We start from the raw sequence: 14,154 nt of genomic DNA on the forward strand, positions 1-14,154 counted from the left end.
CTCTTATTCCCCCATTTGTCCCAGTTTGATTTGCGCCAGCAGTGCCAGATGATCGTAAACCACCCATTCGTCGATGATTTTGCCATTGACGATGTGATAGTGAGACATGCCCATCACGAACAGGCGTTCACCGGTTGGTTTGCCTAATTCGCCATAGCCGAGGTGATGGCCTTCCATAATCCAGCGCACCGCCACTTTGGTACCGCCTTCGTCGCAAGGGTTAGAACAGATGTGCTGCGGCATCCACGCACCGTCCGGGATCATGCCAATCAGCGCCAGCGTCTGGTGGATAACCGCCGCCTGGCCGTAAAGCTCTTTCATTAATGGACCGTGCCACTGCACGTTCGGCGCATAGACATCTTTAATTTTGCCGAGCATGCGGCGGTTATAAATTTCGTGCAGCCAGCGCAGGCACTGTTCTTCGGTATCGGTGTGGGCGATTGAAACGTCGCATTCCATTTCCGGCGGATATTGCCCGACCATGCGGCGGTTTTCGCCAATATCGGTGACGCGGAAGCCCTTATCGAACTGCTCTTTTGCCATGCCGTGCGCTATCACATCGGTATCAAGCCCCAACTGGCGCATCATCGCCATGTTGTCACTGACCACCCACTCACGGTAAATCTTGTTTTCGTGGATCATGCAGTCCGCCACGGTGCGGGTAACAAAAGTGCGGTTGGTCGGCTTACCGAGATGGCTGTATTGCGTGTGGCGGCCCGTGCCGGTCACCAGGTGGGAGGTGTAAAAACCTTCAACGTCGTTACCATTCCAGATAACTTGAGTCGCCATACCGCGGCGTTCCGGGAAGGCAATTAAACGCTGTAGGGTATCCTGCACTACCTGTTCGCGGTTATACATGGTACCGAGCGCATTATATAAAACGCAGTTGTGGGTGTAATGGGAATAAATTAAACCAACATCGCGTTCGTCCCATATTTTATGGGTGCAGCGAACGATGTAATCGACAATATCGGTATAGCAATCGTCAAAGCCGCGTAATGATTGCACGCGCGGGCGTTTCTCCGGGACTAAATCAACAAAGTCGCGGCGTTCGACTTGTAATACAGGTTCATCGCGAGTGGGTTTGGTATTGCTTTTCTCTGAAGCTACTGGCGTTTTATTGGTTGTTTCAGTTGAAGACATATGACCTCCTGCGTTATTTGAATGCACTGAGGTTATTACAGCGCATATTATTTGGGGATGAAGATGCCCCTCACCTGCAATGGCGACAATCATTAATTAAATATTCAGGCGATAGAAACACCTGACAAATTAATTGTCATTATCAAGTGTTTTATTTATTTGGGGATGGCCTCCCCACAACTAATTTTAATTCAGAATCTGAGACCAGATAGCTAATTCATCTACACCCAGATATTCACGGATAATTAAACCATCACGTAATTCCAGCTGGCTTATACCGGTAATAGAAACCGGGCGACGCGTCGGCGTACCGAATTTCCCGTATCCGTCGTGCCAGGTTAACAGCGACCAGCGCAACGAAAGACGCACCGGTTCATTGGCGTCGCGGCGCACAACCAAATGATGGAGATGCGTTTCGCTGTCGGCAAACGACGCGCGGTATCCCGACAGGAAACCGCCGATATCCTGCTCGCCGGTGCATAAAGCATGGCCTGGCCCATGCAGCGTTGCTGCTGGGTGGTACAGCCCCGGCACCACGCCGCTGTTGCCGCCCGCCCACATAGACAAATAGCGCTCTACCAGTCCCGCCAGCGGGCCATCGATGTCATCGCCTTCCGGGCCGCCCGCCCAGCGCGCGTCCATCTCTTCGGCGCTGATATTTTCCAGCCCGGCTTCACGGCGCGAATCTGCGAGTTGTCTCGCAAAATCACGCACTTCTATTCCGGTTTGCAAAATGATGGCGGCACGATCCTGTAGCAACCATTCCTGGCGCACCGCGCCATCTGCACACACTCGATCGGCCCAGGTACGCACCCAAATAGATTTGCCGCTCGGCTTCCCAAAGAACCCTTCGCCCTGGTGCTGAATACAGGCCACGGTGCGCTGGGCGGCGTAATGTTCTGAATGCGGTGAATGGGAGCAGAGAATATCTTCGGTCAGCACCGTGCGCTGTGGAAAGCTGTGCATCGCTTCCAGCGTCAGGCGCATAAACTGCGAAAGGTCGTTGAGCTGTTTTTCAGGCGTATTAAACACCACCGGAGTGGCGTAAAAATCCGCCAGTTGGCCTATGTCTTTTTGCTCCCACACCACATGGGTCAGCGTCAAAATAAACTGCTGGATAGAGTCAAACTGAGGGCTAAAGCCCGGCAACCTGGTCATTCAACCTCCTGCGGCTGGAATAAAAACAGCCCATCTTTTTCGATAACGCCAGAGCGTGGACGCCTTGCGGAGTGTCGCACCACCAGCACGCCGGGAACCACAACCTGTTCCGGCTCAATGTTTTCACTTTCAATTTGTTTCATCAGCAGTGCTAACGTGGCACTGACCATGGCATCCACCGGCTGCGAAGCCGATGTCAGCGCATAAGACGGCCAGCCGGACGGGCCGGTGTCGTCATAGCCAATTACCGAGAGATCTTCAGGAATGCGCAGGCCAAACTCAAAGCGGGCGACATCCATAACGGTGAGCGCCATATGATCGTTGGCGGCAAAAATGGCATCTGGCGGATTGGGAGATGAAAACAGCTCCCACGCCGCTTTTGCCGTTGTTTTGGCATCGTAATCGCCCTGCACCACGCGTACGTCCTGGATTCCATTGCGTTCTAACGTGCTGATAAACCCGTTCTGGCGCGCCACGTTAACCGAAGAATCGGAAAGCCCGGCGACATAAGCAAAGCGCTGGTGCTCCCCCGCCAGTAAAAATTCGGCAATCTGCCGCGCGGCGGCTTCGTTATCGGTATTCACGCTCGAGGCCGTGGCATTTTCTTCACTGCGGTTAAACAGCACCACCGGGATCCCGGCAGCGACACACTCTTCTGAAAGCTCAACGGAAAGCGAAACCGAAGCCAGCACGATACCGTCAACCCGGTATTGCATGATCTGGTCGAAAATCCGGTCGACATTACCATCGCGGTCGCCCACAAACAGCAGCAGGTGGTAGTTCAGCTCATCGAGCTTTTGCGCCAGCGCTTCCAGCACCTGCGGGTAAAACTGGTTATCAAAATAGGACATCACCACGCCGACGATGCGCGAACGAGCCGTGTTCAGCGAACGGGCGATGGCATTTGGCCGATAGCCCAGTTCACGCGCCGCCTTCAGAACCTTTTCACGGGTGGCTGGCGAAATGCTCGCCCCCGGAGTGAAAGTTCGCGATACCGCCGATTGTGATACTCCCGCCACTTGCGCCACCTGCTGTGAAGTCACGGGGCCAAAAGTCTTACGTTTCATGATTTGGTAGTCCTTATCCACATCCCTCTGGAATGCCTGTTTTTTATACTTACACCATCTTTGCATGCGTATGCAACAGACAAAATTATTTTTTTCACATTTACATTATCAACCTTTACAAATCTGAAACCTTTTCGTAACTTCAACTTTTGAATACGTATGCAGAAAACAAAAAATACGCCGTCAGTTTTACCGGTGACGCAAATGAGCGACAAAGGACTGCACCGGTTAATGCCGTACTTGATTGGTTATAACCCATTAATATTTAAGAGGTTCACCACATGTTTCGTGCACTCTTTAGTCGTTCCGAAGTCAGACTTTTTTTTACCATTAGCGTGTTGTTCTTCATTTGCATCCACAGTATTGATGCCTTCCTCGCCCCGATGTTAATCAGCGAAGGAATGCAGCCAGAAGTGGTGGGAATGATTATGGGCGCCAGTGGGTTAGCCACGTTGTTTATCCGTTTCCCGATTGGCATTTTGTCGGATGTGGTAAAGAGCCGAAAAATATTTATCCAGTTCAGCCTGCTGCTACCGATGGTGACCTGGCCGATAGCCTACCTGGAACCCACCGCCATGACGTTATACCTGGCCAAAGCCGCCGATGGATTCACTGCGGCGACATGGGTTTTATATAACATCCTGTTTATTCGCTATTTTGATAAAAAAGATGCGCCTGCCGCTGTGGCATTACTAGCACTTGCCGGGCCATTAGGGGTATTCCTCGGCAACTGTATTGGTGGCGCGTTAATCCACTTTTTTGACAAGAACATCGGTTATTTTGTCTCAAGCGTCTCGGCGCTACTGGCATTGATTCTGACGTTTCGCATTAAAGAATTTCACGATGCTGCCCGCGCACCCACACTTAAAGCCTGTATCAATAGTGCGAAGCGCCAGCTCGCGGACTCTTCCGTATGGTTTATTGGCCTGCTGGCCACCATTGTCATCCTGGTGCCTTTCGCCACACGCGACACGCTAACGCCAATTTACGCACAGCAGCTCGGCGCAAAAGCAGGTATTTTGACCTTGCTTAGCAATATTCATCTGATTTTCTACGCGCTGGCGATAGCGATGTGTAGTTCGGTGTTTTATAAACGCCTCGGGCTGGTGAAAACCGCCGTTATCGGCATTATCCTGCAAGTGATTTCCAGTATCGGCATTCCTTTCACCAGCAATATGTACCTGATCTATTTCTTACAGGCGATGGCGGGCTTCTCGTTTGGTATGGCGTTCGCCGTGTTTATGTCTTTAAGCGTGGTGAATACGGTTGAGGATGAACAATCAACGCGCATGGGCTTATTCCAGACCATTTATTCTGTCGGCATGTTTGTCGGCCCGGTCGCAATGGGTTTGATGTTGCAACACATTAACTTGTCTTCCGGGTATCTGATGATTGGCGCGCTGTGCGTGATTGCAGCTTTCCTCACACCGATGGCGGCACGCAGTGTGGAGCAGCGCCAGATTAAAGCGGCGCAAAAGAGTCTACCGAAAGTTTCATCGGCACAGGAATATGCCAATAAAACCAGCCAGTAAATTTAACCCATAGTCATTTATTTAATCCGATCCCCCCCATTCACCCGCGATGCCGGGCGGGATAAACACGCATTAAAAATCAAAGGAGAGCGTCATGGCGCAATATTTAAAAACCAGTAAGTCTTTATCTGAACGTCAGCAGGCCAATAAACAAATCAGTATTGTGGTTGAAAATACGCTGGCCGATATTGAGCAACGCGGTAACGAAGCAATTCGTGAGTTATCCATTAAGTTCGATAATTACGACCGCCAGGATTATCGTTTATCGCAAAGTGAAATTAATGCCTGCATTAAACAATTAAGCCGTCAGGATATTAAAGATATTGAATTTGCCCAGCAGCAAGTTTTCAATTTCGCCACGGCGCAAAAAGGTTGTCTGACCGATCTTGAAATTGAAACGCGCCCCGGCGTTATTCTTGGCCATAAAAACATTCCGATTAATGCGGTCGGCTGTTATGTACCTGGTGGTAAATATCCGCTATTAGCCTCCGCGCATATGTCGATTATTACCGCCAATGTCGCCGGTTGTTCACGCATTATTAGCTGCGCGCCGCCGTTTAATGGTCGCCCTGCCCCGGCGATTGTTGCCGCACAGGCGATGGCAGGCGCAACCGAGATCTACGCACTCGGCGGGATTCAGGCGATTGGCGCGATGGCCCTCGGCACCGACACTATTGCGCCTGTTGATATGCTGGTTGGCCCGGGTAACGCTTTTGTAGCAGAAGCCAAACGTCAGCTGTTTGGTCGCGTGGGAATCGACTTGTTCGCCGGGCCAACGGAAACGCTGGTGATTGCCGACGAAACGGTAGATGCCGAAATGTGCGCCACCGACCTGCTCGGCCAGGCTGAACACGGTGTAACCACGCCTGCGATTTTGCTCACCAACTCGCTAAAACTGGCGCAGGAAACGATGCGTGAAGTTGAACGACTGCTGACTCAACTGCCAACCGCAGAAATTGCCCGCCAGGCGTGGTGCGACTACGGCGAAGTGATTGTCTGCGACAGCTACGAAGAGATGTTGCAGGAAGCCAACCGCATCGCCTCCGAACATGTGCAGGTGATGACTAACCGCGATGACTGGTTCCTCGCCAATATGACCAACTTTGGCGCTCTGTTCCTGGGGCCGCGCACCAACGTCGCTTACGGCGATAAAGTTATCGGCACCAACCACACTTTGCCAACGCAAAAAGCCGCGCGTTATACCGGCGGACTGTGGGTCGGAAAATTCATGAAAACCTGCACCTGGCAGAAAGTGCTCAGTGATGAAGCTTCCACGGAAATTGGCAGCTACTGCTCGCGCCTGTGCCAGTTGGAAGGTTTTTCCGGCCATGCGGAACAAGCCAATATTCGCGTACGTCGCTACGGCAACCAGGATGTGCCATACGCTGGTAGCGTTCCGGCAGTGGATATCGAGAAGGCGTCGTAATGATGGCGCTTCCTCGCACACCGGAATTTCGACTCGATAATCACCGGGCTTTAGTGACTGGCGGTTCTCGTGGTATCGGTTTTGCGGCGGCCATAGCTCTTGCGCGAGCTGGGGCGCAGGTGTGGATTATCGCCCGCCAGCCCGAACAGCTTGACGAGGCGGTCAAAAGCGCCGCCGCAGAAGGCCTGCAATTAAACAGCGTGGCGCTGGATATTACCGATACCACGCAGGTTGGCAAAACGCTGATGGAGTTGCCGGGCTTCGACATTCTGGTGAACAGCGCCGGGCTTGCGCGTCATCAGCCCTTCCTTGAAGTAAGTGAAGAGAATTTTGATGCGGTGATGGCACTGAATTTGCGGGCCACTTTCTTTGTAAGTCAGCAAGTCGCCCGCAGTATGAAGCTGCGCCAGGTAGCCGGTTCCATCATTCATATTTCTTCGCAGATGGGCCATGTCGGCGGGCCACAGCGCAGCGTGTATTGTGCCTCTAAGTTTGCCCTTGAGGGTTTGACTAAAACAATGGCACTGGAGTTGGGCGAATCAGGGATTAGGGTGAATACCTTGTGCCCGACGTTTATCGAAACCGAGCTGTCGCGCGCGAATCTCGCGGACCCGGCGTTCAGTCGCTATGTGCTGGATAACATCAAGCTGAAACGGCTGGGAACGCTGGAAGATGTGATGGGGCCGGTGGTGTTTCTCGCCTCGCCTGCTTCCGCCCTAATTACCGGCACGGCATTAATGGTCGATGGCGGGTGGACAGCAACATGAATACTTCTCCTTTGCTGGAAAATCATGACGCGCCACTGATTCTGCTAGGCGGAACGCTGTGCAACGGGCGGCTATGGCAGCCGCTCATCGAGCAGCTAAATGTCGCGCATTATAGCTGCGTCACGCTGAACGACGGCAATTCCACTCACGCGCTGGCTCAGCAATTACTTGACGTGCTACCACCGCGTTTTTGCCTGGCGGGATTTTCCCTTGGCGCGATGGTCGCGCTGGAAATGGTGGCGCTGGCACCGCAGCGAATTGCCGGGCTGGCATTGTTGTCTGTCAATCCGCTGCGGGATTTGCCGGAAAATGCGGCCACGCGCCGGGCAGCAATAAAGGAAGCCGCAAGCCTTGGGATCACATCGTGGCTCACTAAAAATTTGTGGGCGAAGTATGTTGCGCCGCATCGTCTGGATGATGCGGCACTTCACCAAACGATAGTTCAGATGGCGGAAGAATGCGGTATCGACGTTTTTGCAAGACAAACAGAAGTGGCGATTTCCCGCGATGATCGTCGTGCAGCGTTGGCAGCTTTTAACTCGCCGATTCTGATTATCAACGGCGCTTATGACGCTATTTGTACCCCACAACATCATCAAGCGGTTGTTGCCACCGCTCCGCAATCCCGCTGGTTAACGCTACCGGAAAGCGGCCATTTCCTCCCCCTTGAGTCGCCGCAATTAGTGGCAATCGCAATGCGCAACTGGATACAGGAGTCAGCATCATGAGAAAAAATCCGCTCAAAGCGGCCTTTCGTCAGCAGCAACCCATTATTAACGGCTGGCTGGCGATCCCTTCAGGCTACAGCGCCGAGATAGTCGGCCATCAGGGCTATGATTCGGTCACCGTCGATATGCAGCATGGCATGATTGATTTCGCCAGCGCGTTGTCGATGCTTCAGGCGATTTCCGCGACGCCTGCCACTCCGCTGGCGCGTGTGAACACTAACGAACCGGCACAAATTATGCGCCTGCTTGATGCTGGTGCCTGGGGAATTATCTGTCCGATGATTTCGACGGCAGAACAAGCGCAGCAGTTTGTTTCAGCCTGCCGCTACCCACCGCTCGGTAACCGCTCTTTTGGCCCGGCGCGCGCCCTTTTATACGGCGGTAAAGATTACCCGCAGTATGCCAATGAAGAGATCCTGACGCTGGCAATGATTGAAACCCGCGAAGGCCTGCAAAACCTCGATGCGATTCTGGATATCGACGGGCTGGACGGCGTGTTTATCGGGCCGAACGACCTTTCTTTAACACTCACGGGCAGCGCGAGTGCTGAGTCGCAGCACCCGGAAATGCTGGCGGCTATTGAGTTAGTGCTTGGTCGCTGTCGCGCCCACAACAAGCTCGCCGGAATTTTTTGCACTTCCGGGCAGGCAGCCGCGAATCGAATTGCGCAAGGCTTTAACTTTGTCACCCCGGCAAATGACGTCATGCAACTCGGCAGTGCTTCGCGCATTGCCATCGCCGCCGCACGAGGTGAAACCCCGCCAGCTAGTGGCGCATCTGGATATTAATGGAGAACATTATGCAAACCATCACTCTGACCCAGGAAGAAGCCCAACGCCGCCTGGTACGCCCTGAAGATCGCGTTTCCTGTAGCGTGGCATTTATCGACTGCAAGCTGCCGGGTTCGCACCTCAAGCAAAACTATTCATTTATTGGCCCAGGCGTGACGCAGTCGGCTTCACAGGTGGTGAATATTCCCGAGCCGCACGGCTTTAATATCGGTGCGGCGGCGATGCCAAAAGGCGTGACCAACAATCTGCATCTGCATTTCACCGCCGAAGTGTTTTTGATTCATGAAGGAAGCTGGCGTTTCCGCTGGGGCGCTAACGGTGAACATCAGGCAGAATTTAGCGCTCCTGCTATTTTGTCGATACCAACGTGGATTTTCCGTGGCTTTACCAACGTCAGCCCAACGGATACCTGCGGTATGGTGTTCACCGTGTTGGGCGGCAATAACACTGGCGGGATTATCTGGCATCCGTCGATTCTCGACGCGGCTCGCGAATACGGCCTGTATCTGAGCCGCGACAATATGCTGGTTGATGTCGAGGCGGGTGGTAAAAAACCTGATGAAGCTGACTTGTTACAGCCGCTGGGCGCGGAGCATATCGCCGCGTTGCGCGATTATTCAATAGAGGAAATGAGCCAGCGTGCTGTGACTGGCGAGCAGCGGACATGGTCGGCAAATGCACTGCTGGATTCCGTTCTGCCGGGCCACGGTGGCGAAATCGCACCGGTGATTGGCTACGGAATTTCGCAGGACTTACATAACACGCCGCCGATTATTAACCCACATGGTTTCTCTGTTGAGTGGTTGCGCATTCAGGACCAACATCGTGTTGGGCTGCATTCCTGCCCGGATGTTCAGGTGCTAATGGTGTTTAAAGGGACGCTGGAAATCACGTGGAATCGACCAGGTGAAGAAGTGACGATTGTGGCGGAAGAAGGCTCGGTGATCTCAGTGCCTGCGGGGAGCTGGCGGAAATACCGCGCGGTTGACGGCGTAATGGAAGCGACGCTGACTACTCAGGGCGATCAGCGTAAGAAAATTTACTGGGATGCCGAAATTATTGACCAGGCGCTGGAGCGGGATCGCTGTCTCGATCCCGATGGCTATGTGGCTACGGCAAGTATTTTGCCTGCAACCGCACGTCGGGCGGGTGAGAACATCGCTCGTATGCCGTAAGCGATATTTTCACAAATTCGCCAAGGATGCATGGAGGCTGTAAGAAACCCGCGTGCCGGCTTACTTCTGAGCGGTAACGCGGCTTGCAAGTGTTGATAGGTCGTTATCGGGGAATGGGCTTTCCATGGAAAAATCCCATTCTTGCGCAGCACAAACGCCGTCACTGTTGCCGTGGTTCTCACATTGCGCAATCCGTTTCGCCGGGGCATTCCCACAAGCAACAAAAAAAGCAACTGCGATGACAGCAGGAACCATAAACTTAATCATTAATTGTTTTCTTCATTTAATAAAAACACTGAATGAGGAGGGCTGTTTGGTTGCTGATCAACTCATTCAAAAAAATATTATATTATACAAATATATTTTAAGTAAGTTTTCTTATAAGAAAAAAACCGCTTCCTACGTTTTTGCCTACCAATTTAATTCATGTTTTTGCAACCCACCGATAACACCTCGCTGTATTTATGCGCATTCTGAATTTGAAACAGCGTTTTCAATTCCTTTCGGTGCAAGTTACCTCTATAATGTGCGCGTCTTGACTTGAATGGTTTCAGCGCATTGAACTGTCCTAATACAATAGAAAGCAATCAATATCCTCGGCAGGCTGAACCGCAAGCACACTTTCCTCTGCACGCTTTATTTCTGTCACCTATCCTTACCGGGTGGCACATGAACAATACCAGCTTTAGTTTGCGCTCCGGCGCCCGTATCGACCGGAACCGAATTTTCACAATCCTTCTCAACTTACAGATAAGACTGTCATGAAAAAGACTAAAATTGTTTGCACCATCGGTCCAAAAACCGAATCCGAAGAAATGCTGAGCAAAATGCTTGATGCTGGCATGAACGTTATGCGTCTGAACTTCTCCCACGGTGACTACGAAGAACACGGTCAGCGTATCAAGAACCTGCGCAACGTGATGGAAAAGTCTGGTAAGAAAGCAGCTATCCTGCTGGACACCAAAGGCCCTGAAATCCGCACAATCAAACTGGAAGGCGGCAACGACGTTTCCCTGAAAGCGGGCCAGACCTTTACTTTCACCACTGACAAAACTGTTGTGGGTAACAGCGATATCGTTGCTGTAACTTACGAAGGTTTCACCAGCGACCTGAGCGTGGGCAACACCGTACTGGTAGACGATGGTCTGATCGGTATGGAAGTGACTGCAATCGAAGGCAAAAACGTTGTTTGTAAAGTACTGAACAACGGCGACCTGGGCGAAAACAAAGGCGTTAACCTGCCAGGTGTTTCTATCGCTCTGCCAGCACTGGCTGAAAAAGACAAGCAAGACCTGGTCTTCGGTTGCGAGCAAGGCGTTGACTTCGTTGCTGCGTCCTTTATCCGTAAACGTTCTGACGTTGTTGAAATCCGTGAGCACTTAAAAGCTCATGGCGGCGAAAACATCCAGATCATCTCCAAAATCGAAAACCAGGAAGGCCTGAACAACTTCGACGAAATCCTCGAAGCTTCTGACGGCATCATGGTTGCTCGTGGTGACCTGGGCGTTGAAATCCCAGTTGAAGAAGTTATCTTCGCTCAGAAGATGATGATCGAGAAATGTGTTCGCGCTCGTAAAGTTGTAATCACTGCAACTCAGATGCTCGACTCCATGATCAAAAACCCACGCCCTACCCGTGCAGAAGCTGGTGACGTTGCTAACGCCATCATCGACGGCACCGACGCAGTAATGCTGTCTGGTGAGTCTGCTAAAGGTAAATACCCACTGGAAGCTGTGACCATCATGGCTACCATCTGTGAGCGTACTGACCGCGTGATGACCAGCCGTCTGGATAACAATCAAGACAGCCGTAAACTGCGTATTACTGAAGCAGTTTGCCGTGGTGCAGTAGAAACTGCAGAAAAACTGGATGCTCCAGTTGTTGTTGTTGCGACTCAAGGCGGTAAATCTGCTAAAGCTGTGCGCAAATACTTCCCTAACGCAACTATCCTGGCTCTGACCACCAACGAAGTGACTGCTCGTCAGTTAGTTCTGAGCAAAGGCGTTATTCCTCAGCTGGTTAAAGAAATCGCATCTACTGATGATTTCTACCGTCTGGGTAAAGAAGTTGCACTGGAAAGCGGCCTGGCTCGTAAAGGCGACATCGTAGTGATGGTTTCTGGTGCTCTGGTACCAAGTGGCACCACCAATACTGCGTCTGTTCACGTACTGTAAATTTCCTGTGAACGAATAATTTGCTTAAAAAGCGCCTTCGGGCGCTTTTTTTATTCGGTTAAATAGACAATTTGCACTAAAAAGCAAATCGGCTTGCTCTATTTAAGTCGCAATTTAGTAAGATGAATCCGATTAAAATCCTCTGTTTTTTCTATTTTTTTTAGTTTTTAGCCCCGGTTCGGTGTTTCTTTGAGCGAACGATCAAATTTAAGTGCATTCCCATCAAAAATTTATTCTCAAGATAAAAAACTTTGTGTAATACTTGTAACGCTACATGGAGATTAACTCAATCTAGAGGGTATTAATAATGAATCGTACTAAACTGGTACTGGGCGCGGTAATCCTGGCTTCTACTATGCTGGCAGGTTGTTCTTCTAACGCTAAAATTGATCAACTGTCTTCTGACGTTCAGACTCTGAACGCTAAAGTTGATCAGCTGAGCAACGACGTGAACGCAATGCGTTCTGACGTTCAAGCTGCTAAAGACGACGCAGCACGCGCTAACCAGCGTCTGGACAACCAAGCTCACTCTTACCGTAAGTAAGAGTACTTGTATTAAAATGGCGCACATTGTGCGCCATTTTTTTGCCTGAAATTCCTGCAACACGAAATACCCCGCTAATTCATCACCACGCTGCTTTGCTCACTTATCACACTTGCACCACTACTTGTTGCGGGCGCACTGCCTGTCGTCGTCCTGACGCTCTGTATTGGCGTGATATTCACCGGTTGTGACGGCACACCCTGCGGCGCGTTCACCAACACCGGATAACCCGACCTTCTCGAGATAGCACTATCGACCTGCGCCTTGTCACTCATGGGGCTGTCGATAAACGACCCAAACGAAGCTGAAATCGCAATCGGGACAGTCTGTGGGTTTTCCCAGTCGTTGCGCGACAGTGGCTGATGCACTTCCACATAGCGCCGGCCATCAGGCTCAGTGCTGAATTTCACCGGTTCGTTGATGATTTGCACTCTCGTGCCCCAGGCCACCTGGCTAAATAGTGCCTTAATATCGGGTGCCCGCATGCGCATACAACCCGAACTCACCCGCAAACCGATGCTATTACGCGCATTAGTGCCATGAATCAGGTATTCACCACCGCCCTGCTCAAGACGTAAAGCATAGCGACCCAGCGGGTTATTTGGCCCCGCAGGCACGACAGCAGGCAGCGTAATACCCTGCGCTGCTGAACGCGCACGAATATTAGAGGTTGGCGTCCAGGTTGGATTCGGGATTTTCTGGCTGATGCGTGTCACCATCACAGGCGTTTCGCGCCCAAGCTGGCCAATTCCCAGTGGGTAGACTTCAACACGATTCTGCCCGGGCGGGTAATAGTACAACCGGAGCTCGGCAAGATTGATAACAATCCCCTCTCGCGGCGTATCCGGCAGGATCATTTGCGATGGAATCGTTATCTCACTGCCCGCTTTTGGCAGGAAGGGATCGACAGTATTGTTTGCCTCAAGCAGTAATAACACGCCGGTATTATATTTCGCGGCAACCGCTTCAAGGTTTTTACCATCATCAGGCACGATATAAGTTTGGTTTTCGCCAATTATCCGGCTACCCGGCGGCGGGAGTAAATAATCGACAGCCCACGCCGACTGGCTTGCCGCCAGGGCACTAATCAAAAGTAATGTTATTTGAGAGAACGCGCGTTTCATACTGAATTCCTGTATTCACCGGCTGAATGCCGGAATGCTGAAAGCCATGCGAGGTAATAGAATTACCTCGCGTTAACAGGATGAAAGCTGTTCTTTGAGTTTAGCTAAGATTGGCGGATTTGGTGCGAATAGCGCGGATCATTGCTTCAAGCCCTTGAGAGCGAGACGGCGTAAGATGTTGAGCCAGTTCAAGTTTCTCAAACCACGGGCGAACATCAAACGCGACAATATCCTGCGAAGTCATCTGTTGGTAGAGAATAAACACGATAGCAATCAGGCCTTTGACAATAGCAGCGTCGCTGTCACCCTCAAGGGTAATCACGCCATCGGGTTGCTGGTGCATCACAATCCATACCTGGCTCTGGCAGCCCTGAATGATATTTTCTGGCTTGTGTTCAGCTTGCGCTAATTCAGGAAGGCGCGCGCCCAGCTCGATAATATAGAGATATTTCTCTTCCCAGTTGCTACAGCGGCTGAAGTTTTTCAGCAATTTATCTTTATCTGGCAACGTAGCCATGGCTTTCT

The 14,154-nt window shown here is 51.5% G+C and carries 14 protein-coding genes; 9 read left to right on the forward strand and 5 right to left on the reverse strand.

What is annotated here, in order from left to right; translation table 11 throughout:
* Positions 1 to 3 precede the first annotated feature (3 nt).
* The 3 genes from EDF88_RS03985 to EDF88_RS03995 all read right to left on the reverse strand — a co-directional run bounded on the left by EDF88_RS03985 (position 4) and on the right by EDF88_RS03995 (position 3,368).
* Positions 4 to 1,143, reverse strand: a complete 1,140-nt coding sequence (locus tag EDF88_RS03985) for an ester cyclase (protein WP_134183036.1) — start codon at positions 1,141 to 1,143, stop codon at positions 4 to 6.
* 186 nt (positions 1,144 to 1,329) lie between these two features.
* The gene (locus tag EDF88_RS03990) at positions 1,330 to 2,301 is read right to left on the reverse strand and encodes a nuclear transport factor 2 family protein (protein ID WP_064518381.1); all 972 of its coding nucleotides are present in this window, start codon (positions 2,299 to 2,301) and stop codon (positions 1,330 to 1,332) included.
* Positions 2,298 to 3,368 (reverse strand): LacI family DNA-binding transcriptional regulator, encoded by a 1,071-nt coding sequence (locus EDF88_RS03995; protein WP_134183038.1) that lies wholly within the window; start codon positions 3,366 to 3,368, stop codon positions 2,298 to 2,300. The genes EDF88_RS03990 and EDF88_RS03995 overlap by 4 nt, the downstream gene beginning before the upstream one ends.
* 281 nt (positions 3,369 to 3,649) lie before the next feature.
* Here EDF88_RS03995 and EDF88_RS04000 point away from each other — a divergent pair, with 281 nt between their 5' ends.
* The 9 genes from EDF88_RS04000 (at position 3,650) to EDF88_RS04040 (ending at position 12,505) form a co-directional block, all read left to right on the forward strand.
* A complete protein-coding gene (locus EDF88_RS04000) occupies positions 3,650 to 4,900 on the forward strand; it encodes an MFS transporter (RefSeq protein ID WP_064518377.1) in 1,251 nt (416 codons plus the stop codon).
* Between the two features lie 94 nt (positions 4,901 to 4,994).
* Positions 4,995 to 6,326: a histidinol dehydrogenase gene (gene hisD, locus EDF88_RS04005; RefSeq protein WP_134183040.1), complete on the forward strand. Its 1,332-nt coding sequence runs from the start codon at positions 4,995 to 4,997 to the stop codon at positions 6,324 to 6,326.
* The gene (locus EDF88_RS04010; RefSeq protein ID WP_243839575.1) at positions 6,326 to 7,093 is read left to right on the forward strand and encodes an SDR family oxidoreductase; all 768 of its coding nucleotides are present in this window, start codon (positions 6,326 to 6,328) and stop codon (positions 7,091 to 7,093) included. Before hisD ends, EDF88_RS04010 begins: the two co-directional genes overlap by 1 nt.
* Positions 7,090 to 7,821, forward strand: coding sequence for an alpha/beta hydrolase (locus tag EDF88_RS04015; RefSeq protein WP_134183042.1), 732 nt, complete (start codon positions 7,090 to 7,092; stop codon positions 7,819 to 7,821). The genes EDF88_RS04010 and EDF88_RS04015 overlap by 4 nt, the downstream gene beginning before the upstream one ends.
* Positions 7,818 to 8,609, forward strand: a complete 792-nt coding sequence (locus EDF88_RS04020; protein ID WP_134183044.1) for an aldolase/citrate lyase family protein — start codon at positions 7,818 to 7,820, stop codon at positions 8,607 to 8,609. Before EDF88_RS04015 ends, EDF88_RS04020 begins: the two co-directional genes overlap by 4 nt.
* An 11-nt stretch (positions 8,610 to 8,620) precedes the next feature.
* Positions 8,621 to 9,787 (forward strand): cupin, encoded by a 1,167-nt coding sequence (locus EDF88_RS04025; protein ID WP_134183046.1) that lies wholly within the window; start codon positions 8,621 to 8,623, stop codon positions 9,785 to 9,787.
* A gap of 124 nt (positions 9,788 to 9,911) precedes the next feature.
* A complete protein-coding gene (locus EDF88_RS04030) occupies positions 9,912 to 10,331 on the forward strand; it encodes a hypothetical protein (protein ID WP_134183048.1) in 420 nt (139 codons plus the stop codon).
* Positions 10,332 to 10,548: 217 nt separating this feature from the next.
* Positions 10,549 to 11,961 carry a pyruvate kinase PykF gene (gene pykF / locus EDF88_RS04035; RefSeq protein ID WP_064518368.1) on the forward strand — a complete coding sequence of 471 codons (1,413 nt, stop codon included), beginning with the start codon at positions 10,549 to 10,551 and terminating at the stop codon, positions 11,959 to 11,961.
* Positions 11,962 to 12,268: 307 nt separating this feature from the next.
* On the forward strand, positions 12,269 to 12,505 hold the full coding sequence (locus EDF88_RS04040) for a major outer membrane lipoprotein (protein ID WP_034455915.1): 237 nt from the start codon (positions 12,269 to 12,271) through the stop codon (positions 12,503 to 12,505).
* 74 nt (positions 12,506 to 12,579) lie between these two features.
* On the opposite strand, the gene EDF88_RS04045 is transcribed toward EDF88_RS04040, so the two are convergent.
* Entirely contained in the window at positions 12,580 to 13,629 is a 1,050-nt protein-coding gene (locus EDF88_RS04045) for a L,D-transpeptidase family protein (RefSeq protein ID WP_134183050.1), read from the reverse strand.
* A 100-nt stretch (positions 13,630 to 13,729) separates the two neighbouring features.
* Positions 13,730 to 14,146 (reverse strand): cysteine desulfuration protein SufE, encoded by a 417-nt coding sequence (gene sufE, locus EDF88_RS04050; RefSeq protein WP_064518364.1) that lies wholly within the window; start codon positions 14,144 to 14,146, stop codon positions 13,730 to 13,732.
* Between the last annotated feature and the right edge of the window lie 8 nt (positions 14,147 to 14,154).

This window comes from Buttiauxella sp. BIGb0552 (assembly GCF_004366275.1).
GTDB classification, from domain to species: Bacteria; Pseudomonadota; Gammaproteobacteria; order Enterobacterales; family Enterobacteriaceae; genus Buttiauxella; species Buttiauxella gaviniae.

Bases quoted from the DNA above. Each gene is read 5' to 3' on its own strand.
- EDF88_RS04000 (WP_064518377.1), top strand. From the start codon at position 3,650: ATGTTTCGTGCACTCTTTAGTCGTTCCGAAGTCAGACTTTTTTTTACC.
- EDF88_RS04045 (WP_134183050.1), bottom strand. From the start codon at position 13,629: ATGAAACGCGCGTTCTCTCAAATAACATTACTTTTGATTAGTGCCCTG.
- EDF88_RS04010 (WP_243839575.1), top strand. From the start codon at position 6,326: ATGATGGCGCTTCCTCGCACACCGGAATTTCGACTCGATAATCACCGG.
- EDF88_RS04040 (WP_034455915.1), top strand. From the start codon at position 12,269: ATGAATCGTACTAAACTGGTACTGGGCGCGGTAATCCTGGCTTCTACT.
- EDF88_RS04015 (WP_134183042.1), top strand. From the start codon at position 7,090: ATGAATACTTCTCCTTTGCTGGAAAATCATGACGCGCCACTGATTCTG.
- EDF88_RS04020 (WP_134183044.1), top strand. From the start codon at position 7,818: ATGAGAAAAAATCCGCTCAAAGCGGCCTTTCGTCAGCAGCAACCCATT.
- EDF88_RS04025 (WP_134183046.1), top strand. From the start codon at position 8,621: ATGCAAACCATCACTCTGACCCAGGAAGAAGCCCAACGCCGCCTGGTA.
- EDF88_RS04030 (WP_134183048.1), top strand. From the start codon at position 9,912: ATGGAAAAATCCCATTCTTGCGCAGCACAAACGCCGTCACTGTTGCCG.
- EDF88_RS03990 (WP_064518381.1), bottom strand. From the start codon at position 2,301: ATGACCAGGTTGCCGGGCTTTAGCCCTCAGTTTGACTCTATCCAGCAG.
- hisD (WP_134183040.1), top strand. From the start codon at position 4,995: ATGGCGCAATATTTAAAAACCAGTAAGTCTTTATCTGAACGTCAGCAG.
- pykF (WP_064518368.1), top strand. From the start codon at position 10,549: ATGAAAAAGACTAAAATTGTTTGCACCATCGGTCCAAAAACCGAATCC.
- EDF88_RS03985 (WP_134183036.1), bottom strand. From the start codon at position 1,143: ATGTCTTCAACTGAAACAACCAATAAAACGCCAGTAGCTTCAGAGAAA.
- EDF88_RS03995 (WP_134183038.1), bottom strand. From the start codon at position 3,368: ATGAAACGTAAGACTTTTGGCCCCGTGACTTCACAGCAGGTGGCGCAA.
- sufE (WP_064518364.1), bottom strand. From the start codon at position 14,146: ATGGCTACGTTGCCAGATAAAGATAAATTGCTGAAAAACTTCAGCCGC.